Raw genomic sequence first — 26952 nt, 5'->3', positions numbered from 1 at the left:
GCTTCCTCCTGTTTCTATTAAAATCCTAAAAATATTGATTCGCAAAAAGTAGATAAATACTTAACATTCGCTTAACTTTGGACCGAAAAACGATTTTGGTCCAACAGGTATGACGGAGAGGGATGAGCTTGTAAAAAAGGAGGTTCTGGACGAGGCTCAGAGACTGTTCAGGCACTTTGGCTGGTCCAAAACGACCATGGAAGACATCGCCAAAGCCGCCGGAAAAGGGAAGAGCACCCTCTACTATTATTATAAGAGCAAGGACGAGATCTTTGACGCGGTCGTGTCGCGCGAAATGGACGAGGTTTTCAGGACGCTGCAGGAGGAGGTAGGCAAAATGCAGACTGCTGAAGACAAGTTGAGAACGTTGTGCCTTACCCGGTTCGATATCCTCAAAAAGAGAGCAAACCTGTACAGTGTGATCAAAGGGGATATAGAGGCGAATATTCCGCGTTTGCGGGACCTGCACAGACGGTACGAACTGAGGGAAATAAGCTTGGTCCGCAACATCCTCCGTTTTGGCCTTGAGCGGAAGGAGTTTGCCCAGTACGCGGCAGAAGATATAGACGCCATCGCATTCGCCATGGTGTGCGCCTTCCGGGGACTGGAGGTCGGCCTGCTGGTTGAAAATAAGTTTGCCGCGCTGGAAGGCCGGATGGACATTATCCACAATATATTAATGCGGGGATTGAAAACATAAAGTTCCTCACCTCGTTAAATTAAATCAAAAAAATCCATAAAATTCAAGGTAATATCAATAATAAAAGCTAATATTAGTATACGTTTGTAGTTCTATAATTTATGAACTAGGAGAACTTTTAGAGACAAAGTGCTCAGTTTCAAACCGGCTGGTGACGTGGTGGGTTTGTGCCAGATAAATAAATTGCGAATCATTTTTAAAGTATTGCAGATGGGCAAAATACTTCGTGAGAAAATCCTCGCCCGAGAGAAGAGTGCTGCATACCATGCAGCTGAAAGGGCGATGGCGCAGGGGGCCTATCCTTATTTCAGATCAATAGAGTCTGCTCAGGATACAGAGGTAATTATAAACGGCCAGAAGGTGCTGATGTTCGGTTCGAATGCCTATTTGGGGCTGACGAACCATCCGAAAGTGAAGGAGGCGGCCATCGGGGCCATTGCGAAGTATGGCAGCGGCTGTGCGGGCTCCCGCTTTCTGAACGGCACCCTCGACATTCACATGGAGCTGGAGGACAGGCTGGCCGCCTATGTCGGCAAAGACGCCGCCCTGGTGTTCAGCACCGGGTTTCAGGTAAACCTGGGCGTGATCTCCAGCCTCACCGGCCGCAACGATTACATCATACTGGATGAATATAACCACGCCTCTATCATCGACGGCAGCAGGCTCTCTTTTTCCAGGGTGATCAAGTACAGGCACAACGACATGCAGGACCTGGAGAGCAAACTGAGCCGTTTGCCTGCCGAGGCCATTAAGCTGATCGTGGTGGACGGGGTGTTCAGCATGGAAGGCGACATCGTAAAGCTGCCGGAACTGGTCGCCCTGTCCGAACGCTACGGCGCCAGCATCATGGTAGACGATGCGCACGCCTTGGGTGTGATCGGCGAGCAGGGGGCAGGCACGGCTTCTCACTTCGGGCTGACAGACCAGGTAGACCTGATCATGGGAACGTTCAGCAAATCACTCGCCTCGCTGGGTGGTTTCATAGCGAGCGACTTCGACACCATCGAGTACCTGAAGCACCATGCGCGCTCGCTCATTTTCAGTGCCAGCATGTCGCCTGCCTCCGTGGCCAGCACACTCGCCGCGCTGGATATCATACAGTCGGAACCGGAGCGCCGTGCGCAACTTTGGCACAACACCAACTACGCGATAGAACTCCTGACAGCCGCCGGCCTGGAACTGGGGCCGACCGAGACACCCATCATTCCGGTGTATGTGCGCGACAACGACCTGACCTTCCAGGTAACTAAAATACTGCAGGACAACGGCATCTTCGTGAACCCGGTGGTAGCGCCCGCCGTTCCGGCCGATTCTACCCTGCTGCGTCTCTCCATCATGGCCACGCATACCTTTGGCCAGATAGAAGAGGCAGTTACCAAAATTGCCGATGCATTCAAATTGCTGGGCATCAACACCCGAAACACGCCTTATGAAGAGAGTACTGCCTGTTGAAACCAAGCAGCAGTTGAAAGCCTTCATCGACTTTCCGCATGCGCTGTATAAGAACGATCCGTATTACGTGCCGGAGCTCTTTATCGCGCAAAAGGATATGTTGACGCCGGGCAAGCACCCGTTTCACGAGCACTCCGAAGTGCGGCTATACCTGGCATATGACGGGGACAGGCTCGTCGGGCGGATCGCAGCCATCCTCAACAACAACCACAATGCCTTCAATAACAGCCGCGACGGTTTCTTCGGTTTTTTTGACTGCGTGAACGATGGGGAAGTGGCTGCCAGCCTTGTGCAGGAAGCGCAACGGTGGCTGCTCTCGAAGGAAGTCAGGTCGATGATCGGGCCGGTGAACTTATCGACGAACGAAACCTGCGGCATGCTGGTGGAGGGCTTCGACAGCTCGCCTGTGGCCATGATGCCTTACAACTACAGCTACTACCGGGAACTGCTGGAGGGGTTGGGCTTTCAGAAGAAGGTGGACCTGCTGGCTTATCAGTTCCTGGCCGAGGGTTACAACGACAAAGCAGCCCGCATGGCAGCGGCACTCCGTGAGCGCCTGGCGCAGAAAGGCATCCTCATCCGCCCGATCAACCTGAAAAACTATCAGCAGGAAGCAGAGAGCCTGCGCGAGATCTATAACTCGGCCTGGGACAAGAACATGGGCTTTGTGCCGATGACGCCAAAGGAATTCGACTACATGGCCAAGGATCTGAAAATGATCGTGGACCCGGATTTCTGTCTGATCGCCGAGCACAACGGGAAAGTGGTGGGTTTTTCACTGGCTATACCTGACATCAACCAGATCCTCAAAAAGATCAGAAAAGGGCGTCTGTTGCCGACCGGTATCTTCAAGTTGCTGCTGCTGCGCAAAAAGATAACGGCCGTGCGCATCATCGCGCTCGGGGTGATCGAAGGCTATCGGAAGATGGGGATAGAGGCCTGCTTTTATGGCGCCGCCATGCAAAAGCACCGCGAGAAGAAGATGCATTCAGCGGAGGCCTCCTGGATACTGGAAAACAACCTGCTCATGAACCAGGGGCTGCTGAAAATGGGTGCTACGCCTTATAAAAAATACAGGATCTACGAGAAGGCGATATGAAGGAGCGGGTACTGATAACGGGAGCGAGCGGCTTTGTGGGGCACCACCTGGTGGAGGCCGCTGTGCAGGCAGGGCTGGAGGTATACGCTGCCGTGCGCCCTTCCAGCGACATCGCGCACCTGCAGCCCTTCGGCATCCGCTATACCTCGCTTGACTTCACTGATACCCAAGCCCTGGTAAAGGAATTGGAGGGGAAGCAGTACCAGTACATCATTCATGCGGCCGGCATCACCAAGGCCAGGACCGAGCAGGAGTACAACCAGGTAAACGCCGGCTATACCCAAAAGCTGGCGCAGGCTGCCCTGGAGGCCAATATCCCGCTGAAGAAGTTTGTCTTTATCAGCAGTCTGGCGGCGCTGGGGCCGGTGGTGTACAACGACAGCACCCCCATCCATGAACAAAGCAAGGCGCAGCCGGTGACGGCCTACGGCAAGAGCAAACTGCTGGCCGAGCAGTACCTGGCGGAGCTGGAGGAACTGCCCCTGGTAGTGCTTCGCCCGACGGCGGTGTACGGTCCGCGGGAGAAAGACATTTTCATCGTGCTCAAAACCCTGAACCTGGGGCTGGAGCCCTACATTGGCAGCAAGCCGCAGTGGCTGAGCTTCGTGTACGTGAAGGACCTGGCCCGGGCGGTGATGCAGGCGCTGGGCGCAGACATACACCATGCCAGTTACAACGTGTCGGATGGCAACAGCTACGACCGCTACGCGCTGGCCACCATTACCAAGCGCATCCTGGGCAGGAAGTCCGTCCGCGTTCACCTCCCGATGGGAGTGGTGCGTGCGATGGCCCATGTCATGGAGGCGGCCTATGCCGGTAGCAGTAATACGCCGGCCCTGAACCAGGAGAAGCTCAACGAACTGGCCGCCGAGAACTGGAACTGCAGCATCGACCGGATTAGGCAGGACCTGGGCTTTGTGCCCGCCTACGACCTGGAGAAGGGGCTGGCGCAGACATTGAAATGGTATAAAGAAAACAATTGGCTATAAGTAGTAATTTTAAACAGTTTTAGACTTAAGTGAATAAGATGGAATATCAAGTTAAACCAGCCGAAGGGCGCTTAGGTATCCTGCTTCCGGGACTGGGAGCGGTGGCCACCACATTTATTGCAGGGGTAGAGGCAATCCGAAAAGGTTTCTCCCAACCCGTGGGTTCACTGTCTCAGATGGGCAACATCCGCCTGGGCAAGCGCACGGAAAACCGCAACCCGCTGATCAAAGACTTCGTGCCGCTGGCCAACCTGAACGACATCGTTTTCGGTGGCTGGGACGTGTACGAGGACAATGTGTTTGAAGCGGCCGTGAACGCGAAAGTGCTGGAGCCCATGCTGCTGCACTCCATCAAACCAGAGCTGGAGGCCATCAAGCCGATGAAAGCGGTGTTTGACAAGTCCTACGCCAAAAACCTGGACGGCACCAACGTGAAGGAAGCCGCCACGAAGTATGAGCTCGCCGAAGCACTGATGGACGACATGCGCACCTTCAAGCATGAGAACGGCTGCGACCGCCTGGTGATCGTGTGGTGCGGCTCTACGGAGGTATACACCGAGGTGAGCGAAGTGCATCAGACCATAGCAGCTTTTGAGGAGGGTCTGCGCAACAACGACCCACGCATCGCGCCAAGCATGATCTACGCGTACGCCGCCCTCAAGCTGGGTGTGCCTTATGCCAACGGCGCCCCGAACCTGACCGTGGACATACCTGCGCTGGTAGAACTCGCCAAAGAGAATGGCGTGGCCATCTCCGGCAAGGATTTTAAAACAGGCCAGACGCTGATGAAGACCATCATAGCGCCAGGGCTGCAGGCCAGGGCGCTGGGCATCAACGGCTGGTTCTCCTCCAACATCCTGGGTAACCGCGACGGCCTGGTGCTCGACGATCCGGACAACTTCAAGACCAAAGAGGTATCGAAGTTGGGCGTGCTCGAAGACATTCTGCACCCGGAGGACAACCCGGAACTGTACGGCGATCTGTACCACAAAGTGCGCATCAACTATTACCCTCCTCACGGCGACAACAAAGAGAGCTGGGACAACATCGACATCTTTGGCTGGCTGGGTTACAAGATGCAGATAAAGATCAACTTCCTGTGCCGTGACTCGATCCTGGCAGCGCCGATCGTTCTGGACCTGGCCCTGTTCACTGACCTGGCGCAACGCTCCGGCATGAGCGGCATACAGGAGTGGCTGTCGTTCTACTACAAGTCGCCGCAGACAGCGGAAGGCCTGCGCCCGGAGCACGATATCTTCAAACAGCTGATCAAGCTCCAGAACACGCTGCGCCACATCATGGGCGAAGACCTGATCACGCACCTGGGCCTGGACTACTACGAAGACCTGGTAGAGTCGAAGTAAAGAGCATGCTGAAACTGCACAAACTGGTTTCCACCAGCCTGGGCATCGGTTACATAGGCAAGGGTGGCGGCACGGTGGCTGCTGTGGCTGTCTGTCTGTGCCTGTACGCTATACCTAAGGCGGGTGGGGGCCAGCTTGTTTTCTGGCTTCCCATCATCACCCTGGCGCTCACCGTGCTGGGCGTTTGGTCGGCCAACGAGGTGGAGCCGCACTGGGGCAAGGACGATAAGAAAGTGGTGATAGACGAGGTAGCCGGCATGCTGATCACGATGCTGTTTATACCGGTGTCGCTCAGTACATTGCTGGCCGGACTGGTGCTGTTTCGCTTTTTCGATATTGTGAAGCCGCTGTACATCAGAAGGTTAGAGAAAGTGAGGGGAGGGCTAGGCGTAATGCTGGACGACGTAGTGGCGGGCGTTTACGCAAATATTGTTTTACAAATATTGCTATACCTGAAGCTATTCTAAATGTTTACCTTTCTGAAGGCACAGGCTGCTTCCATGGTGGCTTCTGCGGTTGATTTTCTGGTCACGGTGCTGGTGGTGGAACTGCTCGGTGTTTGGTATGTGACCGGCACCGTAACGGGTACCATCACAGGGGGCATCACACACTTTGCCCTCGGCCGGAACTGGGTGTTTGAGGCGGTGCATAGAACCGTGCCGTTGCAGGCCGTGAAGTATCTGGTCATCTGGAAGGGGAGCCTGGCGCTGAACGCGTCCGGCGTGTATGTGATCACTCAGTATGGCGGTTTGCCCTACCTCTACTCTAAAATCATTACCTCGCTGCTTGTCGGCTTTTTTTACAATTACATTTTTCAAAAACGATATGTTTTCAAATAGGAATAGGTATACCGTGTACCTATACCGGCTGTTATGTTTCCTGCTGCTCGCTGTGGCAGGCGTATACACCCAACCTGTGATGGCCCAGGGCCTCACAACGATTAAGGGCACCGTGAGAGACGCTGCCACAAACGAGACGCTCATCGGCGTTTCTGTTTTTATACCTGGCACCAGCACGGGTACCAGCACCGACTACGAGGGCAATTTCCAGATCCGGACAAACCAGATCGTAAACAAGATACAGTTCTCATACCTGGGTTACCAGACTACTACCCTGGCCGTGACGCCGGGGCAGGAGCAGACTCTGGCGGTAAAGCTGCAGACGGATGCCAAAGTGCTGAATGAAATAGTAGTTGTGGGCAAGAAGCGCAAGGTGCACTACAGCAACAAGAACAACCCGGCCGTGGACCTGATCCGCGAAATTGTGGCCAACAAGCCGAAGAACCGACCGGAAAACTACGACTACGTGCAGTACGAGCAGTACGAGAAAACGCAGATGTCTCTGGTGAACACGCCGGAGAAACTGAAGCGAAACCTCCTGCTGCGCAAGTACGACTTCATCACCAGCAACATCGACACCACTGTGCTCGCAGGCAGGGCGGTCCTGCCTTTCTTCATACAGGAGGAGCTGAAGGAACAGTATTTCCGCAAGTCACCGCAGGCGCACAAAACCGTGGTGCAGGCCGAGAAGAAAGTGGATTTTGGCGAGTTTGTCGACAACAAGGGCATCATGGCCTACATGCAGCACATGTATCAGGACGTGGACATCTACGAGAACAACATCACCATCCTGACCAACCAGTTCCTGAGCCCGATCGCCGACATGGCGCCAACCTTCTACAAGTTCTACCTCAAGGACACGGTGACGGTCGATGGAGGACAGCAACTGGCCAGACTGCAGTTTGAGCCGCGCAACCCATCAGCCTTTATGTTCACGGGCAGTCTGTATGTAACGCTCGACGGTACTTACGCCGTGCAGAGCGTGGACATGGAGGTGAGCAAGGGCGTGAGCATCAACTGGGTGCGCGACCTGAAGATCAACCTGGACTTCGAGAAGAACCCGGATGGCCGCTACCACCTGAGCAGAAGCGGCCTCAAAGCCGACTTCGGCCTGACGCAGAACAGTGACATGGGGTTCTATGGAGAACGTGTGGTTTCCTTTAAGGACTACAAGGTAAACGAAGCACAGCCTGCATCGCATTACGAAGGAGACGCCGTGGTGCGCGTGCTGCAAGCCGGGCTGGGTGAGGAGTTCTGGCAGGCCAGCCGGCATGACTCGCTTTCGGCCGTGGAGCTGAACACCTACACCAACATCGACAGCCTGGTGAACATGAAATCCTTCCGGCGCACCATGGACTGGGGTACTGCCCTGATCGCGGGGTATAAACGGGCGGGTGCCAACATCGAGATCGGCCCGATCAACACCTTTTACAGTTTCAATCCAGTGGAGGGCTTCCGGCTGCGCTTCGGCGGGCGTACCACCAACAACTTCAGCAAGAAAGTGATGCTGGAGACCTACACGGCCTATGGCTTTAAGGACGAGAAATGGAAGTACTACCTGGGCGGTACCTACTCGCTCACCGACCGCTCCATCTGGGAGTTTCCGGTGCGGGCGATCCGGGTGAGCTACCAGAAGGACACCAGCATACCGGGGCAAGAGCTGCAGTTTGTGCAGGAGGACAATTTTCTGCTCTCATTCAAGCGCGGCGATAACGACAAGTGGCTCTACAACGAGACCTACAACATCGATTACCTGCGGGAGTTTGAGAACCACATGTCCTATCGCATCGGCTTCCGCAACTGGAAACAGGCACCGGCCGGTTCGCTGCAATACCTACAGATGGGTGATGCGACTGGCGAAGACGAGACAGTGGCGCTTCAGCAGCTGACCACAACGGAGACTTCGCTGGAGTTGCGCTGGGCACCGAACGAGCAGTTTCTGCAGGGCAAGATCTACCGCACGCCTGTCGCCAGCCGACATCCGGTGTTCACGCTGCGCGCTGCGGCCGGTATAAAGGGCACGTTCGGCGGGCAGTTCGAATACCAGAAGGTGGCCCTGAACGTGAACAAGCGCTTCTACCTTTCCCAACTGGGCTACTCGGACGTGGTAACAGAAGGTGGCTATACCTTCGGGCAGGTGCCTTTCCCGCTGCTCACAGTACACCGTGCCAACCAGAGTTATTCTTACCAGCTGCAGTCCTATAACCTAATGAACTTCCTCGAGTTTGTGAGCGACCAGTATGCCAGCGTGCACATCGACCACAGCTTCAACGGCTTCATCTTCAACAAGGTGCCGCTGATCAAGAAAACCAAACTGCGGGAGTTCGTGACGTTCAAGGCGCTGTATGGCAAAGTGCGGGATGAAAACAGGCCGTACGAAAATCCGGGTCTGTTACAATTCCCGACTGATGCGAATGGGCTGCCAATCACGTATACCCTTGAAAACAAGCCGTATATGGAGGCGAGCGTAGGTATAGGTAACATCTTCAATTTCTTCCGGGTGGACCTGGTGAAGCGCCTGACTTACCTGGATCATCCAAATGTGTCGGAATTAGGTATAAGGGGCAGCTTTAAGTTTGATTTTTAAGCAATTGTCAGATAACGCATGAGCATGGAAAAATTACGCGACGCGCTGCAGCAGGGGATCTACACGGTGATCAACCCTTTTGTGAGGCTACTGATCAAACTCGGCTTTACGCCCAACGCCGTCACCACCACGGGGCTGATCCTCAACATCGGCGTGGCCGGCATCTTTATCTGGGGCGGGGAGACCAGCAACCGGGGAGAGCTGGAGTACGTGGGCTGGGCCGGAGCGCTGGTGCTCTTCGCCGGCGTGTTCGACATGCTCGACGGGCAGGTAGCGCGGCTGGGCAACATGAAGTCGACCTTCGGGGCCATGTACGATTCGGTGCTCGACCGCTACAGCGAGATGATCATGTTCATGGGTATCTGCTACTACCTGATCTCCCACCACTACCTGCTCAGCTCGCTTTTTGCCTTCATCGCCCTGATCGGTTCGATGATGGTGAGCTATACCCGGGCGCGGGCCGAGGGGCTGGGCGTGGAGTGCAAGGGTGGCCTGATGCAGCGGCCGGAGCGCATCGTGCTGATCGGCGTGTCGGCCATTGCCTGTGGGGTGACCTACTACTTTGTGGGAGCCGACTACAAGGTATACGTGCCGGGCGTTCCGTTCCATGTGTTCGAGACCATGTCGGTGTTCACCTTGCCAATCACGGTGATGGCGGTGATGACGAACATCACGGCCTACAACCGGCTGATGGACTCAAAAAAGGCCATGGAGGCAAAGGAGATGGCCACACGCTAAGCAGAAGGATTAAGAACGTGAGAAAATTTTTATACCTGGCACTCCTGCTGTTCTACACAGGTATAGGCAGCGCCAGTGCCAACAGCCCGGCAGGTATAGCCGAGGCACAGGCTGATTCGCTGCCGGTACCGAAGGGCATCAAGGACCTGAAGTTTTACGTACAGCGCGACCCCAATGCCAACACGGTGGTATACGAGCTGAACCGGACCGCGCAGGGCACGCTGAACGAGGCCGAGCCTATACAGGTCTACTGGATCCGGTATGCCGATGGGGGAGAGCGCAAAGAGCTGAACTACATACAACGCAAATTTGCCTATGGCCTGAACACCAGGAAACTGGGCAAGGACCACTATGAGTTGAAGTTCGTGAGTTACGGAAAGCTGCCGCTCTACCTGCGTAAGTCCAGGGATGGCAAGTACCACGTTTATACCACGATCAATAAGAAAGAAGCGATCCTGAACCGGGTGTTCGTACGCATAGAAGGCGGTACGTTTTGGGTGCCCAATGTGCTGTACGTGGAGTTGAGCGGCCACGATGCCGCCACCGGTAAGACAGTAATAGGACGCTTTAAGCCTTAGCATACAGATGAAGGTAAATGTCGTGTCAGCCTGGCGGGAGAATTTCCGGGGGTCGCACCTCTTTTCGACATTACTGCAGCCAATGGGGTGAGCCCGGCGCTGCGGTACAAAGTTTTCTGATCTGATTTTGACAAAGAATAACATGCGTACAACTACTGCGGCGGCAGGGGAGAAAAAGCGCGTATCGCGCAAGGAGATACTGGTACTGGCCGCCTTGTCAGTTGGGTATTTGCTGCTGTCCTACCTGTTGGTGGGCTTCAAAACCGATCAGCTGTTTTTGATCGGCCTGGCGAATGCTCTCTACTTTGCCACGCCCATTACCCGCAAGTTTATCACCGGCTTCTCGATCTTCATCGTGTTCTGGGTGCTGTACGATTACATGAAAGCCTTCCCGAACTACTGGTTCAACGCCGTGCACATCGAAGACCTGTATAACGCTGAGAAAGCCGTCTTCGGGATACGTGACGGTGGCGCTGTACTGACGCCCAACGAGTGGTGGCAGTTGCACAGCCATACCATTCTGGATGTGCTGAGCGGCATTTTTTACCTCAGTTGGGTGCCGGTGCCGCTGGCCTTTGCCGGTTTTCTGTTCTTCTGGAACCGGCAGCAGTTCGTGTACTTCTCGCTCACGTTTCTGCTCGTTAACCTGCTGGGCTTTGTAGTCTACTACCTATACCCGGCCGCGCCGCCCTGGTATGTGCAGTTGCATGGCTTCGACTTCATCGCCACCACACCCGGCAACACGGCCGGCCTGGTGCGCTTCGATACGTTCTTTGGTATTACGGTCTTTCATTCGCTGTATGCCAAGGGCTCCAATGTGTTTGCGGCCATGCCTTCGCTACACTCCGCCTACCCGTTGATCGTGCTCTACTACGCCTTAAAGAACAGGCTGGGTATAGTCGCCAAAGTGCTCTTCACCATCATCACGTTCGGCATCTGGTTTGCGGCCGTCTATACCTCGCACCACTATGTGCTGGATGTGCTGGCAGGTATAGTGTGTGCTACATGCGGCATCCTCTTGTTCAACTGGCTGGTGGCCAGCGAAGGCGCTGTAAGCAGGGCCATCGGGCGGTTCGTAGCAGCCATACGCTGATACTGCCTGCAGTCGGGCATCACTCAAAATCTCACATGACAACAGACAACACCACGATTCAAAACAAGCGCCTTTATGAGGAACTCCTCAAGCGTTCAGCAGGGGATTTTCAGGCCTTTCTGTATGACTGCGACGGCACGCTGGCTGACAACATGCAGGCGCACAAGGATACCTATGTTCAGGTGGCCGCAGCAGCGGGTGTCGTGATTGACCCTGCGATAATAGACGAGTTTGCCGGGCTGCCTATACCTGCTGTGGTTGTCGAGATCAACAAACGGTACGGCAGCAGCTTCGATCCGTTAGCCTTCGAGAAAGCCAAGTCGGAGTTGTTTTACCACGAGTTCATCGCCGAGACAAAGCCCGTGCAGTTTGTAGTAGACCACCTGGTTGCCCATGCCGGGCGGGTAAAGATTGGGGTGGTGTCGGGAGGGGCGGAGAGGATGATCCGGAAAACACTGGAGGTGCTTCAGATCGGTCACTTAGTAGAAGTGCTGGTGTGCGCCGGCGACACAGCTAAAGGCAAACCATTTCCCGACCCGTTTTTGCTGGCGGCAGAAAAGCTGGGCGTAGCACCCGCGCATTGCCTGGTGTTTGAAGACGGTGAGCCCGGCGTGCAGGCTGCAGAGGCCGCCGGCATGCGGTGGGTGAGGGTAGATCAGGTATAGGGAGCGAATACATAGTCTTAAGCGCTTCTGATGAATTTACCTCTGTTTCTAGCACATTAGAGGGCCTACGTATCTGAAAATCCTCTGTATTTCTGTTGAGGTCAAATTCACAGGAAGGCTTTTTTGAGCAGGCCTGAATACTATCTCCGGTTTCTGCCCTGATACAGATAAAGCATCTGAATGATTAACTACTGTTAGAAGAACCGCTCCAAGACCTGAGCGGTTTTTTTAGTTAATGCTCATTACACCTTGCTGAAATGTCCTTTTCATAGCCGGAGAGTCCGGCTAGCAATTGGAGTCCAACGCGGGCGCAAATCCATATTTTGTTCGGTTTATCACATCTTTCCGGTGGTTCATCACTTTTAGTTGAAGTCCGGATTTCTGTTCGCTAATCTTATACCTGTTAAGGCCTTGGTAAGCAGTTGGCCAGGTATAGGCAGATTAAGAAAACAGAAATGATAGAATTAACGATCGGGAACATCTCCAAAACCTATCCGAACCGGGCGCAGGCCCTGAGGGGTATCAATCGGGTGATACTGCTTGGTTTGTGTTTCTTGCTGGCCTCAAACGACAGGTTGAAGCACATGCTGTTGCGCGTAGTGGCCACGCTTTACGAACCGGACAAGGGTCAGTTCTTTTTCGAAGACAGCGATGTGGTAGCGCAATTATCTCATTTGCTGCAATTTATACTCGACACCATGTTCTAGCCCCTTCCGTCACAAAATCAGCCGCTTTCATCACATTTTTTGTTTATACTCAACCCTTTCATTTATCATTGTTTTATGAATGACATGACATTAGACAACAACATCGCAAAACCGCTCCAAACCACGAAGATAGAGTTCTGGGTGGCCACTGCGATCTTCGTTTTTTCGATCTTTGCGCTTTCCACGACGCATGGTCCCAATCGATGGGATTTTGAGGATGCAGGAGTGGACTATCGTTTTTATAAGCACCATTTCTGGCCGCAGCTCATACGCTACACCCTGCTATACCTGGGTTTCCTGCTGCTCAATTTCCGGATCATACCCAAGTTGATGCAGAAGGAGCGTGTGCCCCTTTATTCCTTGATGCTGCTGGGCCTGTACCTGACCTACGGCTTCGTGTCGGGTGTGCTCGATACTTACACCAAAAGCTATCTGATAAACTGGTATTATCCAGGAGAGCAGGACTATGACCTGATTTTCCAGGACAGCTTCCGCCATACCCTGTTTCTGTTGCTTCTGGTGGGGATCTATACCTTTATCAAATACAGCGGGCTATACCTGCTGTCCAATGCCACGGTTATCTCGGCCAGGTACCGGTTTATTAACCGGGAAACGCTGACAGTCTTTATCATCTGGATGGTGAGTGTGTTTTTGATGATGGTGTTCAACATCGGCGATAATGAGACCGCCTTGTGGGCGATAATTTCTCTGAATGCGATAGTCCTGTATCTTGTTTCGTCTCATTACCTGATACCAGCAGCCCGCAAGGCAAAGCGGCAATTCCTGGCTTACCAGGCCCGGGTGCTGCTGATACAGGTATTGGCGTATGTACCTGTTTCCCTGCTGCTGATGGTTTTCGTGCAAAGTGAAGACTCCGCGTTCGAAATTAGCTTTGTGAACTCCCTTTTCCAATTTCTGGTAACCGGCCCCATTACCTGGCAGATCTACAAGCGCCAGTTGGCAGGCAAAGAAGAGGTGTATGTGCTCAAAAAAGAACTGGGCAATTCGGCCGCTAACCTGGATTTTCTGCGCTCTCAGATCAACCCGCACTTTTTGTTTAACGCCCTGAACACCCTCTACGGAACGGCCCTGCAGGAGAACAGCGAACGTACTGCGCAAGGTATACAGATGCTGGGCGACATGATGCGCTTTATGCTGCACGAAAACCACCAGCAGAAAATTCTGCTCTCGCGCGAGATCGAGTACATGCGCAACTACATTGATTTGCAGCTGCTGCGCACCTCGGCCTCACCCAACATCTCGATCGAGACCAAGATTGACGATGTAGTAGGGGACCATTACATTGCGCCCATGCTGCTGATCCCTTTCATTGAAAATGCCTTCAAGCACGGCATCAGTCTCAAGCATAGGTCCTGGATCCGGATAAGTCTGCACAGCGAGCAGAATAAGATCTTTTTTGACGTGTATAACAGCAAGCAGAAGAAATCTGAGCAGGACCCGGAGAAAGACGCCTCAGGTATAGGTCTGATCAACGTAAGACAGCGACTCAATCTCCTGTACCCGGAGCGGCATGAACTGATCATCCGCGATACGCCGGAAGAGTTTTTTGTGCACCTCACACTGCAATTGTAAGTACAGCGCAAGGACAAAAGAGGTTTGGACAAAGGATTAAAGAGCTTTAGGTTTTAAAACATTTATAATCAGAGATTTATGTAGTTTCTTGAGACTTGGGCCACTTTATTGTAATTCTGTATTTTTAGTCTGCTTGAAGTCCTTTGTCCATTGTCAAAATTTCCTTTGTCCGACTAGTAAAACATATCATCCATCAAAAAATCAGCATCATGAAAATACTAGTATTCTTTTGCGGTTTTCTATTTGTCGCCACAAGCTTATCTGCGCAGGTGTTCGAGACAAAAAAAATGGACAGCTTATTTTTCTTGTTAGAAAAATATGACAAAGCAATGGGTAGTCTATCGGTCTATCATAAGGGTGAAAGTGTGTATCAAAAATCAATTGGCTACGCCGATGTAGATAAAAAAATAAAAGCAACGGCTCACACGAAATACAGGACTGGATCTGTTTCCAAAATGTTCACTGCTACGCTTGTCATGCAGCTAGTTGAAGAAGGCAAATTATCTTTAGAGACCAAGCTGGCTGCCTTTTACCCCGAATTGCCGAACGCAGATGAAACAACCATACAGCAACTCCTACAGCACAAAAGTGGTCTTTTTGATATTATAAAGACCCCAAATTTCAACGAGTGGATGGTAGAAAAAAGGAGTAAGGACGAATTGTTATCCAAAATCAAAGAAAGCGGCAGTGTATTCTCTCCGGGGGAAAAAAGAGACTATTCCAATACGAATTATATCATACTATCATTCATTCTTGAAGATATTGAAAATAAGGATTTCGGTAAAATTCTGGAAAGGCGGATCCTCAAACCCCTTAAGCTAAAAAATACTTATTACGGGGAGAATAACCCTAAAAAATTCGTGTCAATTTCCTACGAAAAGAAAGATGGCGTGTGGGAAAAACCTATTCATATTGACTTAAGCATTCCCCGTGGAGCGGCAGGGATAATTTCAACTCCAGAAGATCTCAACAAGTTTATGAACGGTCTTTTTGATGGAAAATTAGTATCTGAAAATTCCCTTGCGATAATGAAGGAAGAACCTGGGATTGGAATGTACCCTATTCCTATTTTACAGGAGGAAAAAATGATTGGCCACATGGGAGGTATGGACGCATTTAAATCCCTTCTGGTTTATATGCCTCACCAAGACATGACTTTTGCATACACCTTTAATGGGGTTGATTATGCTTATAAAGAAATTGTGATGGGGATCTTTCATATTTTATTAAACAAGGAATACGCTTTGCCAAAATTGGAATCTGTAAATTAAGGGTTGAAGAGCAGAACAGAAGAAACGGGGTACGACAGGTCTGCTCCTGGATCCATAGCTTCAAGGTACTGCTGATTAAATCTGGATAAAAGCCTGTCATAGGATGGCGATTTATTTACTGGCTTTCGCAGTGCTTTTTATCAAAAGAATAAGTAAAATAAAATACCCTCAAACAGGTCTACACTAAAAAAATAGATATGCGCGCAATAGCAATAGACGACGAACCGATGGCCCTGGAAGTGGTGCGCGCGCACGCTGCCAAAGTACCTTACCTGGAACTGGTAGGCTGCTTTACGGATGCCTTCAAGGCCCTGGAGTTCCTGCAGAACGAGCCGGTCGACCTGCTGCTCCTGGACATCAAAATGCCCGATATTTCCGGATTGGAGTTCGTAACCAGTCTGCCCAAAAAGCCAATGGTCATTTTCACAACAGCCTACTCGGAGCACGCTGTCACGAGCTTTGAGCTGGATGCAGTGGACTACCTGCTGAAGCCCTTCTCTTTGCCCAGGTTTGTGAAGGCCTGCAACAAGGCGCAGGAACTCCTGCAGTTGCGCGGCACGACGGCTCCGGCGAAGGATTACCTCTTCCTCAAAACCGGCTACGAGCAGGTGAAGGTATACTACGACGAGATCCTATACCTGGAGGCTGCGGGGAATTACGTCACCTTCGTGCTGGAAGGCAAGAAGCTGCTTTCGCGCATGACGATACAGGAACTGAGCGAGCAGTTGCCAGCCGATAGCTTTGTACGCGTGCACCGCTCGTACATCGTGGCCAAAAAGCAGATCGATAAAATAGAGCGCCACCAGGTATGCATCAAAGGAAATGAAGTGCCGGTGGGGGCTTCCTATATGCAGCAGTTGCAGGGGATTTGATTTCTATACCTTGGGTGGTGCAGTTTGATTCCAGGAAATTCTCCCCTTGTGGACAAGTGAGAAGGCGAGTTCGAAACTTGCGAGCGGAGCTTTCAGAGGGGTGTTTACAGTTTCAGGGAAATATGCCTAATCCCTCTGTCATTCTGTTAAGAAACTTGGTGGGAGGGAGGTTAAGCTGATGCTATCTGTTACCAAGATCCTTACAGGATGACAAAAAGTAGAATGAAATGGCCCTCCCCTTGAGTGAAACACCCCTATAATCCCCTCAAGGGGATAGTTTTTCGATAGTAAACGCTGCCAACATTTGAGAGTCCTCTTTTTACGGAACAACTGGGAGGCATAATAGCATCAGCAAGGCCGATGAAAAGCTAACGACATAAAAAAGGCGCTCCGGAATTAACCGGAGCGCCTTTTTTATGTTATGTGAAGTGCTATACCTATTGGTTTGCTTCCAGCCATTTTCTGGCGTTCACGAAAGCTTCCATCCAAGGCGACACCTCGTCATGACGGCCTTTCGGGTAGTGCGCCCACTGCCACTGCAGAAGCGAACGTTCGATGTGCGGCATCATCACCAGGTGACGACCTGTTTCATCGCAGATCATGGCGGTGTTGTAGTCAGAACCGTTCGGGCAGGCCGGATAGGTTTCGTAGGCGTACTTCGAAACGATCTGGTACTTGTCCTCCGTGTGTGGCAGGCTGAAGCGACCTTCGCCGTGCGACACCCAAACACCCAGCGTACTGCCAGCCAGGCTGGAGAGCATCACCGATTTGTTTTCCTGGATGGTCAGGGAAGTAAAGATACTCTCGTGCTTCTGGCTTACGTTGTGCAGCATGCGTGCCTTCTGATCATGCCCCATCGTGATGAAACCGAGCTCTACGAACAGCTGGCATCCGTTGCATATACCTACCGAAAGGGTGTCTTCGCGCTTGAAAAAGTTCTCGATGGCATTCTTGGCTTTCTCATTGTACATAAAGGCACCCGCCCATCCTTTGGCCGAACCCAGTACGTCGGAGTTGGAGAAGCCACCCACCGCGCCAATGAAGCGGATATCTTCCAGGGTCTCTCTTCCGGAAATCAGGTCCGTCATGTGCACGTCTTTCACATCGAAGCCTGCCAGGTACATGGCGTTGGCCATTTCACGCTCCGAGTTGCTTCCTTTTTCGCGGATGATGGCCGCCTTGATTCTTGGCTTGGAGCTGTCGATGGCTGGCTTTTTGCCGTCAAATCCTGCCGGGAAGGTATAGGTCAGTTCGTGCTTCTTGTAGTTCTCGAATCGCTCTCTGGCGCTATGCGGTCCGCTTTGCTTGATGTCGAGCAGATATGAGGTCTTGAACCAGGTGTCACGCAGCTGCGCGATGTCGAAGGTATAGGCATCGTTTCCGTTCTTCAGTTCCAGCGTGGCAGAAGAGGTCGCTGTACCTATTTTATGGAAAGGAACCTGGTTCTCGTTCAGCGTTTCCTCAACCTCTGCCGAAGCCTGGAAAACCACCCCGATGTTCTCGGCGAACAGCACTCTGATGCTGTCTGCCTCACCAAGCGAAGTCAGGTCAATGGAGGCACCCAGGTTGTTATCAGCAAAGCACATCTCCAGCAGGGTCGTGATCAGACCGCCACTGCCAATATCGTGACCTGCGGCAATTTTACCTTCCTTGATCAGCTGCTGCAGGGTGTTGAAAGCATTCTTGAACAGCGCCGCGTCTGTGATATCTGGCGTTTCGTTTCCGATCTTGTTCAGGACCTGCGCGAAAGAAGAACCGCCTAGCTTAAAGTTGTCGTTTGACAGGTTGATGTAGTAAATGTTGCCGCCATTGTGCTGCAACACCGGCTCTACCACCTGGCGCACACTGCTGCAGTTACCTGCTGCTGAAATGATCACGGTGCCCGGCGCAATTACGTCCTCGTCCTTATACTTCTGCTTCATCGAAAGCGAGTCCTTGCCTGTCGGGATGTTGATGCCCAGGGCAATCGCAAATTCAGAGCAGGCTTCTACGGCTTTGTACAGACGGGCGTCTTCGCCTTCGTTCTTGGAAGCCCACATCCAGTTGGCAGAAAGCGAAACGCTTTGCAAGCCGTTCTTCATAGGAGCCCACACGATATTGGAGAGCGATTCGCCAATGGCATTGCGGCTGCCCGCTGCCGGATCGATCAGGGCCGAGATCGGGGCATGGCCTACCGAAGTAGCAACACCCTCCTTACCCTGGAAATCCAGCGCCATCACACCGCAGTTGTTCAGCGGCAATTGCAGCGGACCAGCGCACTGCTGTTTCGCTACACGGCCACCCACACAACGGTCTACTTTATTCGTGAGCCAGTCTTTACAGGCCACGGCTTCGAGTTGCAGCACCTGCTCGAGGTAGGTATGCAGCTGGCTTTGATCGTAGGTCACCGGCTGGTATTCTCTGGCAACCGTCTTGTCGTTCATCACCACTTTAGGCGAGCTGCCGAACATGTCACTCAGCTCCAGGTCCATCGGTCTTTCGCCGGTGGAGCCTGATTCAAATGTGAAGCGATGGTCGCCGGTCACGTCGCCCACGGTATACATGGGGGCACGTTCGCGCTCGGCTATTTTCTGAAGTGTTTCAATATCTTTTTCACCGATCACCAGGCCCATGCGCTCCTGCGACTCGTTGCCGATGATCTCTTTGGCGGAAAGGGTAGGATCGCCAACCGGCAGTTTGTCCAGGTCAATTTTGCCACCGGTTTCTTCCACCAGTTCCGAAAGGCAGTTTAAGTGTCCGCCGGCACCGTGGTCGTGGATCGAAACGATCGGGTTGTGCTCGCTTTCCACCATACCACGAATGGCATTGGCAGCGCGTTTCTGCATTTCAGGGTTCGAGCGCTGGATGGCGTTCAGTTCTATACCTGTACCGTGCTCACCAGTGTCGGCAGAGGAAACGGCAGCGCCGCCCATACCGATGCGGTAGTTCTCACCACCCAGGATCACGATTTTATCACCTGTTTTCGGGTGTCCTTTCTGCGCCTGGCTTGCTTTGCCGTAGCCAACGCCACCTGCCAGCATGATCACTTTGTCGTAGCCCAGTTTGCGAGGAGCTTCCAGTTGATCAGCTTTTTCATCGTGCTCGAAGGTCAGCACCGAACCCGTGATCAGTGGCTGACCGAACTTGTTACCAAAATCCGTGGCGCCGTTCGAAGCTTTGATCAGGATATCCATTGGCGTCTGGTAGAGCCACTTTCTTTCCTGTGTCGCCTGTTCCCACGGACGGTCTTTTTCGAGACGGGAAAGGGCGGTCATATACACAGCCGTTCCAGCCAATGGCAGCGCTCCCTGTCCGCCAGCCAGACGGTCGCGGATCTCACCACCCGAGCCGGTTGCGGCGCCGTTGAAAGGCTCCACCGTAGTCGGGAAGTTGTGCGTTTCTGCTTTGATGGAGATGACCGATTCGAAGTCAGTTACCTGGTAATAGTCAGGCACGTCGGCACGTTTTGGTGCGAATTGCTGCACTACCGGCCCTTTTACAAAGGCCACGTTATCTTTGTAAGCTGAAACGATATCGTTCGGGTTCTTTTCGGAAGTTTTGCGGATCAGCTTGAAAAGCGAGCTTTCTTTCTCTACGCCATCGATCACAAACTTGCCATTGAAGATCTTGTGGCGGCAGTGCTCGGAGTTCACCTGCGAGAAGCCGAAAACTTCAGAATCGGTCAGCGGTCTGCCCAGTCTTTCGGAAAGTTGGTTTAAGTAATCCACTTCCTCTTCGCTCAGCGACAGACCTTCCTGCTTGTTATAGGCAGCGATGTCCTCCACAGGCTGCACAGGCTCCGGCTGTATGTTGATGGTGTAGATTTCCTGATCCAGGCTCTTATACCTTTGGGAAAGCATCGGGTCGAAGTCGGTGAAATCTTCTGCAACTGTTTTAAACTCTTCGATCCGGATAATCCCCTCGATGCCCATGTTCTGCGTGATTTCCACCGCGTTAGTACTCCATGGGGTGATCATAGCGGCACGAGGACCAACAAAAAAGCCACTCAGCACAGTTTCCTGCTTTAGAGTGGCGTTGCCGAATAACCATTCCAGTTTTTGAATGTCTGTAGCGTTTAGTTCCCGCTCGGTTTGTACGGCGTAAACTGTATCGGGCTGACTAAAAAAGAAGTGAAGCATGCTTAGTTATTTTTCTATACGCAAAGATACGGTTCAAATTTAGATAATTGGGCAGGAAAGGGCCAAGATTAGCGGCATTTCTATTGTAATTGTCTGGTTGGTGCTGGTTGTGGGCGTGCACTAACCAAGGACAAGGTGTGGTGAGAAGAGCTTCCTGAATGCTGCTCATTTATATGTAAAATTCCTTGTAAGCCAATTTTCGGCCAAATTAAGTATATTTTTTCGAGAAGAGTAGGGGAGAACTGGGTTAGGCTTCTACTAAGCTTTGTGCATTTTGCGAGTTTTAAAACTACCTTATTTACCTGATTCGGGTTGGTGCTTTAGTTGCAAGCCGTGTAGGAAGTTGCGCAGAATCTGGTCTTGGAGCGGGCGGTAATGCTGGTGGTCGGGTTTGCGAAAAAAGGCGCTGAGTTCGTGCTTGCTTAAACGGAATTTTACCAGTTCCAGAATATCCAGGATGTCTTCGTCTATCAGGTTCAGGGCAATTTTGAGCTTACGAAGTATTATGTTGTTATTCAGTTTATTTTCGGGCTTAGGTTGCTCGCCTTCTTTTTTGCCGCGTTTCTCGTTTATAAAACCATTGAGAAAAGCTGCCAGGTGCAGGTCGCTCATTTCCTTAAACCCGGGCTCATCTTCCTTTTTCATCAACTCGATGATTTCTGCGCGGGTTACCTGCTCCCCCCCAGACTTAAAAAGCTCCATCAGTTTAGAGTCATTAAAATCAAATGTATAGCGGAGCCGGCGTAAAATATCGTTGTTGTTCATATTTATACTTTGAATGATTCCTTTATAAATGCCGCCATAAGGTGCTTGTGGAGCTGTATTCCTAAGCATAGCAAGGGTTACGGCTCCACTGGGTTATATGCGGTTTTGCTTCTTTTTCCCAAAGATTATAGCTTGATTGAAAGTTCTAGGTGTCCTCCTAACCCTAGCTCAATGATTTTTTTTAAGGTCGACAAACGCACTTCTTTGATATTATTTTCAATTTTGGAGATGTAGGACTTAGAGGTTCCAACTTTTGCAGCTAACTCTTCCTGTGTTAAACCTTTTTCTAATCTGGCATCATGAATCAAAGCGCCAATTTTGAAGTTTTCATATCCTTCTTCCAATTCATCACGCTTTTTGGTTCCTACTTTACCGTAGTGCTTTTCCTTAAATTGGTCAAGTGTCATGATGTTATTATTTCTCGCTTTCATATTCTGCTTTGATTTTTAATGCTCTTTCAATTTCCTTTTTAGGCGTCTTTTGTGTTTTCTTTTGAAAGCCATTTGCCAGAACGACTAATTTGCCTTCATCGAAAAAACAGAAAATCCGAAAAATATCACTTCCTTGTTGTACCCGAATCTCAAAAAGCCCGTCAGTACTTTCTAAATGCTTGAGATAGGTTTCAGGAACCCTTTCAAGTTCTTCAATTAAGTTAAGGGTCCAGATAATTTTATCTCTCACCTTGTCCCTTTGCTTGAGAAAAAAATCTTGAAAGTACTCTTTATAGAAAATTATTCTCCGATGTTTTTCTTTATCATTCACGAAGTAAAGATATAGAAAGTTGCTCTAAAGTGAAACTTTGTTGAAATACAAATTCATACTTTGAAATCGCATAGAACGGACTTGGCTAAAAAGCGCGAAGTGATTTTTAGGCGTTGTTACCTGCTGTTTTTATTAATTCTTTAAGTTTATTTATTCGCCTTAGTCCTGTCTTATTAAACAGTTCTATTTCTTCAGAATAAAAATCGGCTAATTCAATCAGTTCTGGAAAATGTTCTTTAATTACAATGTTCTCTTTTGACCAACTATCTTCAGATGGCAACCAATCTTTTCTAAATAAAAGTGTCTTAACTTTTAACTTATCACCACTATTCAACCAGTTACTGGTTAATCTGTCCAGTTTAGTTCCGTTGTCTGGAGTTGACCAAATTAGAATATCTAAAATTCTTGCTACTTTTCTTAAATCAGTTCCTGGTTTGATTGAATTGATAATTAATTGGCAAAAGTCATCATCATAATGATTTTCAACTAAAATATCGATAAGATCGAAAGCACGACCTTTAATTTCTTTGTCGTCATCCAATTCGGGGTCAATATGTTCTAATATTGATCTGAAAAGGTTTTCATCGATACTTTTATTCATTTATTTGTTATTCTAATTACAGGTAACTATAGTATAGCAGGAATACTACTCCTGCTATACTCCAAATATAGCAGATAAACGGAATAACACACCCACTTCAGCAAATTACCTGCCTGCCAACTTTATTCATCCTAGACCAACCCATGCTATACCTAGCCCCGGATATAACTGCAATCACCAAGCCTCAGTAAAGAACAGGTATGCAACCTCAAAAACGAAGACCTACCAAAGAAGAACTGGCGGCGGCAAACGGGAGAACCTTGCCTGATATCGTAGCGCCCAACCTCAAAGTCCTTTTCTGCGGCATCAATCCGGGACTTTACACGGCTGTGGTGGGGCATCACTTTGCGCGTCCGGGCAACCGCTTCTGGCCAACCATGCACGCGGCAGGTTTTACGCCCCGGCTATACCTGCCCGAGGAAGAAAGCGAGCTGCTGGACCTGGGTTTCGGAATCACTAACGTTGTGGACAGGGCCACGGCCAATGCCGCTGAGTTGTCAGCGGCGGAGCTGAAAGAAGGAGCGTTTAAGCTAGAGGAGAAAGTGATCGGGTACCAGCCGCAGGTGCTGGCTTTGCTGGGTATATCCGCCTATCGCGTGGCCTTCGGAAAAGCAACTGCAGGTATAGGTATACAGGAGCAGACCATCGGGAACACGAAGCTGTGGGTATTGCCTAACCCCAGCGGCTTGAACGCGCATTTCCCGCCCCGGAAGCTTGCCGAGGTATACCAGGAACTCCGGCTCTTTGTCGAAACGTTGGAGTAGAAAAGCCTAATCTTTTGGCTATACCTTGGAGAGGCAGGTATAACTGTTTAATCCAGTTAGTGACAGATAGGAAGTATCAGCTTCGGCGATGCCTGTTAGTCCTTTTAGTGGAACATATTCATTCTCTTCCAGTCATTACTACGCCTGGTCAGGTAAAAGCGAAGGTGAGAATTGCAGTACTACAAAGCTAAAGGAGTTCAGTGCTCCTGCTTGGGAAGTTGCCACGTTAATATAAGAATGATAATAGCTGCAACAGCAGTAGCCGGTTGTAACCAAGACGTGTATCCTATGATGGCAACCTGTATCGCGATCCAAAGCAGTAGGATTATACCGTAGCTATAAGCTATCATACCTGCTAGGCGGTGTCTTCTAAACACAGCAATAGCAGTAACAAGAGCATAGCCTCCAATAATAAAAAAGAGGAATAGGCTTGGAATAAAATAGTCCTGAAAGGGACTGCCCTCTAACCATTCAGTGGGAATATCTTCTGCTCCCGACAAGCCGTAATACCCGCCGCCAAATGCGTTCAATGCTACTATAAGGAGCAATATCCCTAAGGCGTAGCGAACGAAATTTCCTGATGATCTAACCATTCTAAGGCTTGTTTCCAATAGCATGGGCATTGATATTTTTCAGCAAGTCAAACCTGCTTCAAGCCTAAGCTTCTACCCCCGATCGCTTTGGTCGCAGCACCTTATTATCGATGGAGTAGCGGCCGGGACCTTTGATCATAAAGAACAGGATAAGGGCCGTGACGATCAGGGTCATGATCAGCTCGGAGTCACCCAGGAGGGCGCCCCGCTGCGGGTCCACGACCAGCAGCGCGCCAAGCAGGATCGGGATCTGGCAAAGCAGCGCCAGGCGCGTGAGCATCCCAAAAGCGATCATCAGGCCGCCCACTACATGCACCAGGCTGGTGAGAAAGTGCGCCTTGCCAGTCGGAAGCACGTCCTGGCTGGAAGTGAAGAGGAAGAAAACGTCGGTGGTGTGCTCCAGAAACAGTATCCCTTTTACAAATAGGAACAGGCCGAGGAGGATTCTAAGTCCGTCCATCCAGACCGGGTTGTTGGCGCTGTTGATACGGGGGCTGTGGCGGAATTCGTGTGTAAGAGCCATGGCTGTATGATTTAATTAAAAAATGCGCTATAGCTATATTTACGTTTCCGCATGCAATCCCGTTTATTTACCATGCTTTCGGAGTCGTTTGGCCAGAAATTTCTGCTTTTCGGCGGAAATGCTTTCACAATTGTAGCTACAACCGTAGCTTTGCAAACCGAATGAACATTCAATTGGAGGTTGTGTCTATGGAGCAGATGTCGGATAAGAAGAGGGCCATATTCAAAAGCACGATGGAGCTGGTCCGGGAGAACGGCTTCCATGGTACGCCTATGAGCATGGTGGCCAAGCATGCGGGGGTGGCTGCGGGCACGATCTACCACTACTTCGAGAGCAAGGAACATTTGCTCCGTGAGTTGTTTAACTATGCGCAGCAGCAGGCGGTTGCCGTGGTGGAGCGGGAGAGTACCGCTACCATACCTTTCAAGGAGTGCTTTTTTAAGCTCTGGACCGGGCTTTATACCTTTTACCGCGACAACCAGGATTTGCTGAGGTTTTTCGAGCAGTTTGTGAACTCGCCATACCACACCACCATGCCGCCACTTGCGGAAGACAGGTTCTATACCTTGCTGTTCGCCTTTTTTGAGCGCGGCATACAAGAAGGGGAGTTGAAAAAAGTAAGCCCCAAGATTCTGGCCACGCTCACCCATAGCAGTATCATCTCGATGGCCAAAATGACAGCCAGTGGCCGACTCCACTTCGACAGAAAAGAGCTGCAACAGATACAGCAGTTGCTCTGGGATGGAATTGCCCTTGATCGTTAGCGACTGCTCCCAAGGCAAAAAAATGCAAGCCTATTAGTGTTTAAACAATAACTACAAGCGCCAAGATGAAACATGAAAGAAAAAACTAAAGCTGCAGCAGTACCACCGGTTGCCACATCTGCACGTTTAATACTCAATCAAAAAGCTGAACATCAAACCTATACATGAAGTTAAAGACATATTTTAAGCCCTTGCTGATAGCCTGCCTGCTGGCGCCCGGCACCCTGCTCGCGCAGGACAACAGGGGCGCGGCAACAACTGACAGCCTGACGCTGGAGCAGGTTGTGAACTATGCCCTGGAAAACACCGCAGCCATGGAGCAGGCGCTGATCGACGAACAGATCGGCAACCGGGAGATCAGGTCCAGCCTGTCAGGATGGTTTCCGCAGCTCAGTGCCAACTTTGGCGGTACTTACAATATCAAGCGGCCACAGCAGCCGATCGGAGGCGAGATCATTACCTTCGGGCAGAAGTACAACTCCAACATAGCTCTGCAGGCCACCCAGAATATTTTTGACAACAACCTGTTTCTCGCCACCAAGGCGTCTAACTCCAGGAAGCAGTTGCTGAGCCAGCAGGTGACCGACACCCGCATCAACACAGTGGTGGAGGTGAGCAAGGCCTACTACAACGTGCTGCTCACCAAGGAGCAGCTGCGCATCCTGGACCAGAACATTTCGCGCCAGGAGAAGCAGTACAATGACGCCCGCAGTCGCTACGAGGTAGGCATCGTGGACAAGACCGATTACCAGCGTGCCGCCATTACCCTGGCCAACATCCGGTCGGACCGCAAGCGGGTGCAGGAGAGCATTAAAGCCAGCCTGGCCTACCTGAAACAGCTGATGGGCTATCCGGTGGAGCAAGAGCTGAACCTGACTTATAATTATGGTCGCATGGAGCAGGAGGTGCAGGTAGACACCACCGAACTGATCGCCTTCGACAAAAGGGTGGAACTGCAGCAATTGCAGACACAGCGCGAGCTGCTGAAGCTGAACACGGCCTACAACCGCTGGAGCTTCCTGCCGACTGTGTCCGCTTTTGCCAACTACAACCTCCTGTACTTCAACAACGAGTTTGCTAACCTTTATAACCAGCACTTCCCCAACTCGTCGGTAGGTATACAGGCGTCTCTCCCGATCTTTCAGGGCACCAGAAGGCTGCAAAACCTGAAGATCGCGCAGCTGCAGGAAGACCGCCTGGATGTGCAGATCGAAGACACGCGCAGGGCCATCAACACCGAATACCAGACGGCGCTGGCCAACTACAAAGGCGACTACACAGAGTGGCGCACGGTGCAGCAGAACCTGGTGATGGCCGAAGAGGTGTACGAGATCATCAAGCTGCAGTATGACGAGGGCGTGAAGGCCTACGTGGACCTGATCGTGGCCGAAACCGAACTGCGCACGACCCAACTCAATTACTACAATGCCCTTTACAGTGTGCTCTCCAGCAAGCTAGACCTGCAGCGAGCCCTTGGAAACATAGACATCAACCGATAACATCAGAGAATCAGGA

26 protein-coding genes are annotated in these 26952 nt (G+C 51.2%); 19 read left to right on the top strand and 7 right to left on the bottom strand.

Going from position 1 to position 26952, the window contains the following annotated elements:
* The first annotated feature begins 109 nt into the window (after nucleotides 1-109).
* The 16 genes from IEV97_RS02570 to IEV97_RS02495 all read left to right on the top strand — a co-directional run bounded on the left by IEV97_RS02570 (nucleotide 110) and on the right by IEV97_RS02495 (nucleotide 16547).
* Nucleotides 110-700: a TetR/AcrR family transcriptional regulator gene (locus IEV97_RS02570; RefSeq protein ID WP_188499931.1), complete on the top strand. Its 591-nt coding sequence runs from the start codon at nucleotides 110-112 to the stop codon at nucleotides 698-700.
* A gap of 129 nt (nucleotides 701-829) precedes the next feature.
* The gene (spt, locus tag IEV97_RS02565; protein WP_229733755.1) at nucleotides 830-2152 is read left to right on the top strand and encodes a serine palmitoyltransferase; all 1323 of its coding nucleotides are present in this window, start codon (nucleotides 830-832) and stop codon (nucleotides 2150-2152) included.
* A complete protein-coding gene (locus IEV97_RS02560) occupies nucleotides 2130-3251 on the top strand; it encodes a GNAT family N-acetyltransferase (RefSeq protein ID WP_188499930.1) in 1122 nt (373 codons plus the stop codon). The genes spt and IEV97_RS02560 overlap by 23 nt, the downstream gene beginning before the upstream one ends.
* Nucleotides 3248-4240 (top strand): NAD-dependent epimerase/dehydratase family protein, encoded by a 993-nt coding sequence (locus IEV97_RS02555; protein WP_188499929.1) that lies wholly within the window; start codon nucleotides 3248-3250, stop codon nucleotides 4238-4240. The genes IEV97_RS02560 and IEV97_RS02555 overlap by 4 nt, the downstream gene beginning before the upstream one ends.
* Nucleotides 4241-4278: 38 nt before the next feature.
* Entirely contained in the window at nucleotides 4279-5604 is a 1326-nt protein-coding gene (locus tag IEV97_RS02550) for an inositol-3-phosphate synthase (RefSeq protein ID WP_188499928.1), read from the top strand.
* A gap of 5 nt (nucleotides 5605-5609) precedes the next feature.
* Nucleotides 5610-6071 (top strand): phosphatidylglycerophosphatase A family protein, encoded by a 462-nt coding sequence (locus IEV97_RS02545; RefSeq protein ID WP_188499927.1) that lies wholly within the window; start codon nucleotides 5610-5612, stop codon nucleotides 6069-6071.
* On the top strand, nucleotides 6072-6443 hold the full coding sequence (locus IEV97_RS02540; RefSeq protein WP_188499926.1) for a GtrA family protein: 372 nt from the start codon (nucleotides 6072-6074) through the stop codon (nucleotides 6441-6443).
* On the top strand, nucleotides 6430-9030 hold the full coding sequence (locus tag IEV97_RS02535) for a DUF5686 and carboxypeptidase-like regulatory domain-containing protein (RefSeq protein WP_188499925.1): 2601 nt from the start codon (nucleotides 6430-6432) through the stop codon (nucleotides 9028-9030). The genes IEV97_RS02540 and IEV97_RS02535 overlap by 14 nt, the downstream gene beginning before the upstream one ends.
* 24 nt (nucleotides 9031-9054) lie before the next feature.
* Complete coding sequence (locus tag IEV97_RS02530; RefSeq protein WP_229733754.1) at nucleotides 9055-9768, top strand: CDP-alcohol phosphatidyltransferase family protein; 714 nt, start codon at nucleotides 9055-9057, stop codon at nucleotides 9766-9768.
* A gap of 17 nt (nucleotides 9769-9785) precedes the next feature.
* The gene (locus tag IEV97_RS02525; RefSeq protein ID WP_188499923.1) at nucleotides 9786-10346 is read left to right on the top strand and encodes a DUF4833 domain-containing protein; all 561 of its coding nucleotides are present in this window, start codon (nucleotides 9786-9788) and stop codon (nucleotides 10344-10346) included.
* 142 nt (nucleotides 10347-10488) lie between these two features.
* On the top strand, nucleotides 10489-11439 hold the full coding sequence (locus tag IEV97_RS02520) for a phosphatase PAP2 family protein (protein ID WP_188499922.1): 951 nt from the start codon (nucleotides 10489-10491) through the stop codon (nucleotides 11437-11439).
* Nucleotides 11440-11474: 35 nt separating this feature from the next.
* Entirely contained in the window at nucleotides 11475-12104 is a 630-nt protein-coding gene (locus tag IEV97_RS02515; RefSeq protein WP_188499921.1) for an HAD family hydrolase, read from the top strand.
* A 455-nt stretch (nucleotides 12105-12559) separates the two neighbouring features.
* On the top strand, nucleotides 12560-12811 hold the full coding sequence (locus IEV97_RS02510) for a P-loop NTPase family protein (protein ID WP_188499920.1): 252 nt from the start codon (nucleotides 12560-12562) through the stop codon (nucleotides 12809-12811).
* An 84-nt stretch (nucleotides 12812-12895) separates the two neighbouring features.
* The gene (locus tag IEV97_RS02505; protein ID WP_229733753.1) at nucleotides 12896-14404 is read left to right on the top strand and encodes a sensor histidine kinase; all 1509 of its coding nucleotides are present in this window, start codon (nucleotides 12896-12898) and stop codon (nucleotides 14402-14404) included.
* 209 nt (nucleotides 14405-14613) lie between these two features.
* On the top strand, nucleotides 14614-15675 hold the full coding sequence (locus IEV97_RS02500) for a serine hydrolase domain-containing protein (protein WP_188499918.1): 1062 nt from the start codon (nucleotides 14614-14616) through the stop codon (nucleotides 15673-15675).
* Nucleotides 15676-15872: 197 nt separating this feature from the next.
* Nucleotides 15873-16547: a LytR/AlgR family response regulator transcription factor gene (locus IEV97_RS02495; RefSeq protein WP_188499917.1), complete on the top strand. Its 675-nt coding sequence runs from the start codon at nucleotides 15873-15875 to the stop codon at nucleotides 16545-16547.
* 437 nt (nucleotides 16548-16984) lie between these two features.
* On the opposite strand, the gene purL is transcribed toward IEV97_RS02495, so the two are convergent.
* The 5 genes from purL to IEV97_RS02470 all read right to left on the bottom strand — a co-directional run bounded on the left by purL (nucleotide 16985) and on the right by IEV97_RS02470 (nucleotide 22793).
* Nucleotides 16985-20665 carry a phosphoribosylformylglycinamidine synthase gene (purL, locus tag IEV97_RS02490; protein WP_188499916.1) on the bottom strand — a complete coding sequence of 1227 codons (3681 nt, stop codon included), beginning with the start codon at nucleotides 20663-20665 and terminating at the stop codon, nucleotides 16985-16987.
* A 294-nt stretch (nucleotides 20666-20959) separates the two neighbouring features.
* Nucleotides 20960-21430 (bottom strand): YehS family protein, encoded by a 471-nt coding sequence (locus IEV97_RS02485; RefSeq protein ID WP_188499915.1) that lies wholly within the window; start codon nucleotides 21428-21430, stop codon nucleotides 20960-20962.
* 125 nt (nucleotides 21431-21555) lie between these two features.
* Entirely contained in the window at nucleotides 21556-21861 is a 306-nt protein-coding gene (locus IEV97_RS02480) for a helix-turn-helix domain-containing protein (RefSeq protein ID WP_188499914.1), read from the bottom strand.
* Nucleotides 21845-22192 (bottom strand): type II toxin-antitoxin system RelE/ParE family toxin, encoded by a 348-nt coding sequence (locus IEV97_RS02475; RefSeq protein ID WP_188499913.1) that lies wholly within the window; start codon nucleotides 22190-22192, stop codon nucleotides 21845-21847. Before IEV97_RS02475 ends, IEV97_RS02480 begins: the two co-directional genes overlap by 17 nt.
* Nucleotides 22193-22298: 106 nt before the next feature.
* A complete protein-coding gene (locus tag IEV97_RS02470) occupies nucleotides 22299-22793 on the bottom strand; it encodes a hypothetical protein (RefSeq protein ID WP_188499912.1) in 495 nt (164 codons plus the stop codon).
* 200 nt (nucleotides 22794-22993) lie between these two features.
* On the opposite strand from IEV97_RS02470, the gene mug reads away from it, so the two are divergent.
* The gene (gene mug / locus IEV97_RS02465) at nucleotides 22994-23557 is read left to right on the top strand and encodes a G/U mismatch-specific DNA glycosylase (protein WP_188499911.1); all 564 of its coding nucleotides are present in this window, start codon (nucleotides 22994-22996) and stop codon (nucleotides 23555-23557) included.
* A 197-nt stretch (nucleotides 23558-23754) separates the two neighbouring features.
* Here mug and IEV97_RS02460 read toward each other — a convergent pair whose 3' ends face one another.
* Together IEV97_RS02460 and IEV97_RS02455 are read right to left on the bottom strand one after the other, a co-directional pair.
* Nucleotides 23755-24150, bottom strand: coding sequence for a hypothetical protein (locus IEV97_RS02460; RefSeq protein WP_188499910.1), 396 nt, complete (start codon nucleotides 24148-24150; stop codon nucleotides 23755-23757).
* Between the two features lie 64 nt (nucleotides 24151-24214).
* Nucleotides 24215-24673, bottom strand: coding sequence for a DoxX family protein (locus IEV97_RS02455; protein WP_188499909.1), 459 nt, complete (start codon nucleotides 24671-24673; stop codon nucleotides 24215-24217).
* Nucleotides 24674-24834: 161 nt separating this feature from the next.
* On the opposite strand from IEV97_RS02455, the gene IEV97_RS02450 reads away from it, so the two are divergent.
* The gene (locus IEV97_RS02450; RefSeq protein WP_229733752.1) at nucleotides 24835-25437 is read left to right on the top strand and encodes a TetR/AcrR family transcriptional regulator; all 603 of its coding nucleotides are present in this window, start codon (nucleotides 24835-24837) and stop codon (nucleotides 25435-25437) included.
* Between the two features lie 164 nt (nucleotides 25438-25601).
* Nucleotides 25602-26936, top strand: coding sequence for a TolC family protein (locus IEV97_RS02445; RefSeq protein WP_188499908.1), 1335 nt, complete (start codon nucleotides 25602-25604; stop codon nucleotides 26934-26936).
* The last annotated feature ends 16 nt before the right edge of the window (nucleotides 26937-26952 follow it).

It is taken from the genome of Pontibacter amylolyticus (assembly GCF_014638845.1).
In the GTDB taxonomy this organism is placed as follows: Bacteria; Bacteroidota; Bacteroidia; order Cytophagales; family Hymenobacteraceae; genus Pontibacter; species Pontibacter amylolyticus.
This window is presented reverse-complemented; position numbering and strand designations above follow the sequence as displayed.

What these genes read in the sequence shown, in the direction of transcription:
- IEV97_RS02450 (WP_229733752.1), top strand. Translation starts at nt 24,835, where the DNA reads ATGAACATTCAATTGGAGGTTGTGTCTATGGAGCAGATGTCGGATAAG.
- IEV97_RS02445 (WP_188499908.1), top strand. Translation starts at nt 25,602, where the DNA reads ATGAAGTTAAAGACATATTTTAAGCCCTTGCTGATAGCCTGCCTGCTG.
- IEV97_RS02550 (WP_188499928.1), top strand. Translation starts at nt 4,279, where the DNA reads ATGGAATATCAAGTTAAACCAGCCGAAGGGCGCTTAGGTATCCTGCTT.
- purL (WP_188499916.1), bottom strand. Translation starts at nt 20,665, where the DNA reads ATGCTTCACTTCTTTTTTAGTCAGCCCGATACAGTTTACGCCGTACAA.
- IEV97_RS02495 (WP_188499917.1), top strand. Translation starts at nt 15,873, where the DNA reads ATGCGCGCAATAGCAATAGACGACGAACCGATGGCCCTGGAAGTGGTG.
- IEV97_RS02520 (WP_188499922.1), top strand. Translation starts at nt 10,489, where the DNA reads ATGCGTACAACTACTGCGGCGGCAGGGGAGAAAAAGCGCGTATCGCGC.
- IEV97_RS02460 (WP_188499910.1), bottom strand. Translation starts at nt 24,150, where the DNA reads ATGGTTAGATCATCAGGAAATTTCGTTCGCTACGCCTTAGGGATATTG.
- IEV97_RS02485 (WP_188499915.1), bottom strand. Translation starts at nt 21,430, where the DNA reads ATGAACAACAACGATATTTTACGCCGGCTCCGCTATACATTTGATTTT.
- IEV97_RS02510 (WP_188499920.1), top strand. Translation starts at nt 12,560, where the DNA reads ATGATAGAATTAACGATCGGGAACATCTCCAAAACCTATCCGAACCGG.
- IEV97_RS02500 (WP_188499918.1), top strand. Translation starts at nt 14,614, where the DNA reads ATGAAAATACTAGTATTCTTTTGCGGTTTTCTATTTGTCGCCACAAGC.
- IEV97_RS02455 (WP_188499909.1), bottom strand. Translation starts at nt 24,673, where the DNA reads ATGGCTCTTACACACGAATTCCGCCACAGCCCCCGTATCAACAGCGCC.
- IEV97_RS02540 (WP_188499926.1), top strand. Translation starts at nt 6,072, where the DNA reads ATGTTTACCTTTCTGAAGGCACAGGCTGCTTCCATGGTGGCTTCTGCG.
- IEV97_RS02560 (WP_188499930.1), top strand. Translation starts at nt 2,130, where the DNA reads ATGAAGAGAGTACTGCCTGTTGAAACCAAGCAGCAGTTGAAAGCCTTC.
- IEV97_RS02555 (WP_188499929.1), top strand. Translation starts at nt 3,248, where the DNA reads ATGAAGGAGCGGGTACTGATAACGGGAGCGAGCGGCTTTGTGGGGCAC.
- IEV97_RS02535 (WP_188499925.1), top strand. Translation starts at nt 6,430, where the DNA reads ATGTTTTCAAATAGGAATAGGTATACCGTGTACCTATACCGGCTGTTA.
- IEV97_RS02505 (WP_229733753.1), top strand. Translation starts at nt 12,896, where the DNA reads ATGACATTAGACAACAACATCGCAAAACCGCTCCAAACCACGAAGATA.
- mug (WP_188499911.1), top strand. Translation starts at nt 22,994, where the DNA reads ATGCAACCTCAAAAACGAAGACCTACCAAAGAAGAACTGGCGGCGGCA.
- IEV97_RS02545 (WP_188499927.1), top strand. Translation starts at nt 5,610, where the DNA reads ATGCTGAAACTGCACAAACTGGTTTCCACCAGCCTGGGCATCGGTTAC.
- IEV97_RS02570 (WP_188499931.1), top strand. Translation starts at nt 110, where the DNA reads ATGACGGAGAGGGATGAGCTTGTAAAAAAGGAGGTTCTGGACGAGGCT.
- IEV97_RS02515 (WP_188499921.1), top strand. Translation starts at nt 11,475, where the DNA reads ATGACAACAGACAACACCACGATTCAAAACAAGCGCCTTTATGAGGAA.
- IEV97_RS02480 (WP_188499914.1), bottom strand. Translation starts at nt 21,861, where the DNA reads ATGAAAGCGAGAAATAATAACATCATGACACTTGACCAATTTAAGGAA.
- IEV97_RS02470 (WP_188499912.1), bottom strand. Translation starts at nt 22,793, where the DNA reads ATGAATAAAAGTATCGATGAAAACCTTTTCAGATCAATATTAGAACAT.
- IEV97_RS02530 (WP_229733754.1), top strand. Translation starts at nt 9,055, where the DNA reads ATGGAAAAATTACGCGACGCGCTGCAGCAGGGGATCTACACGGTGATC.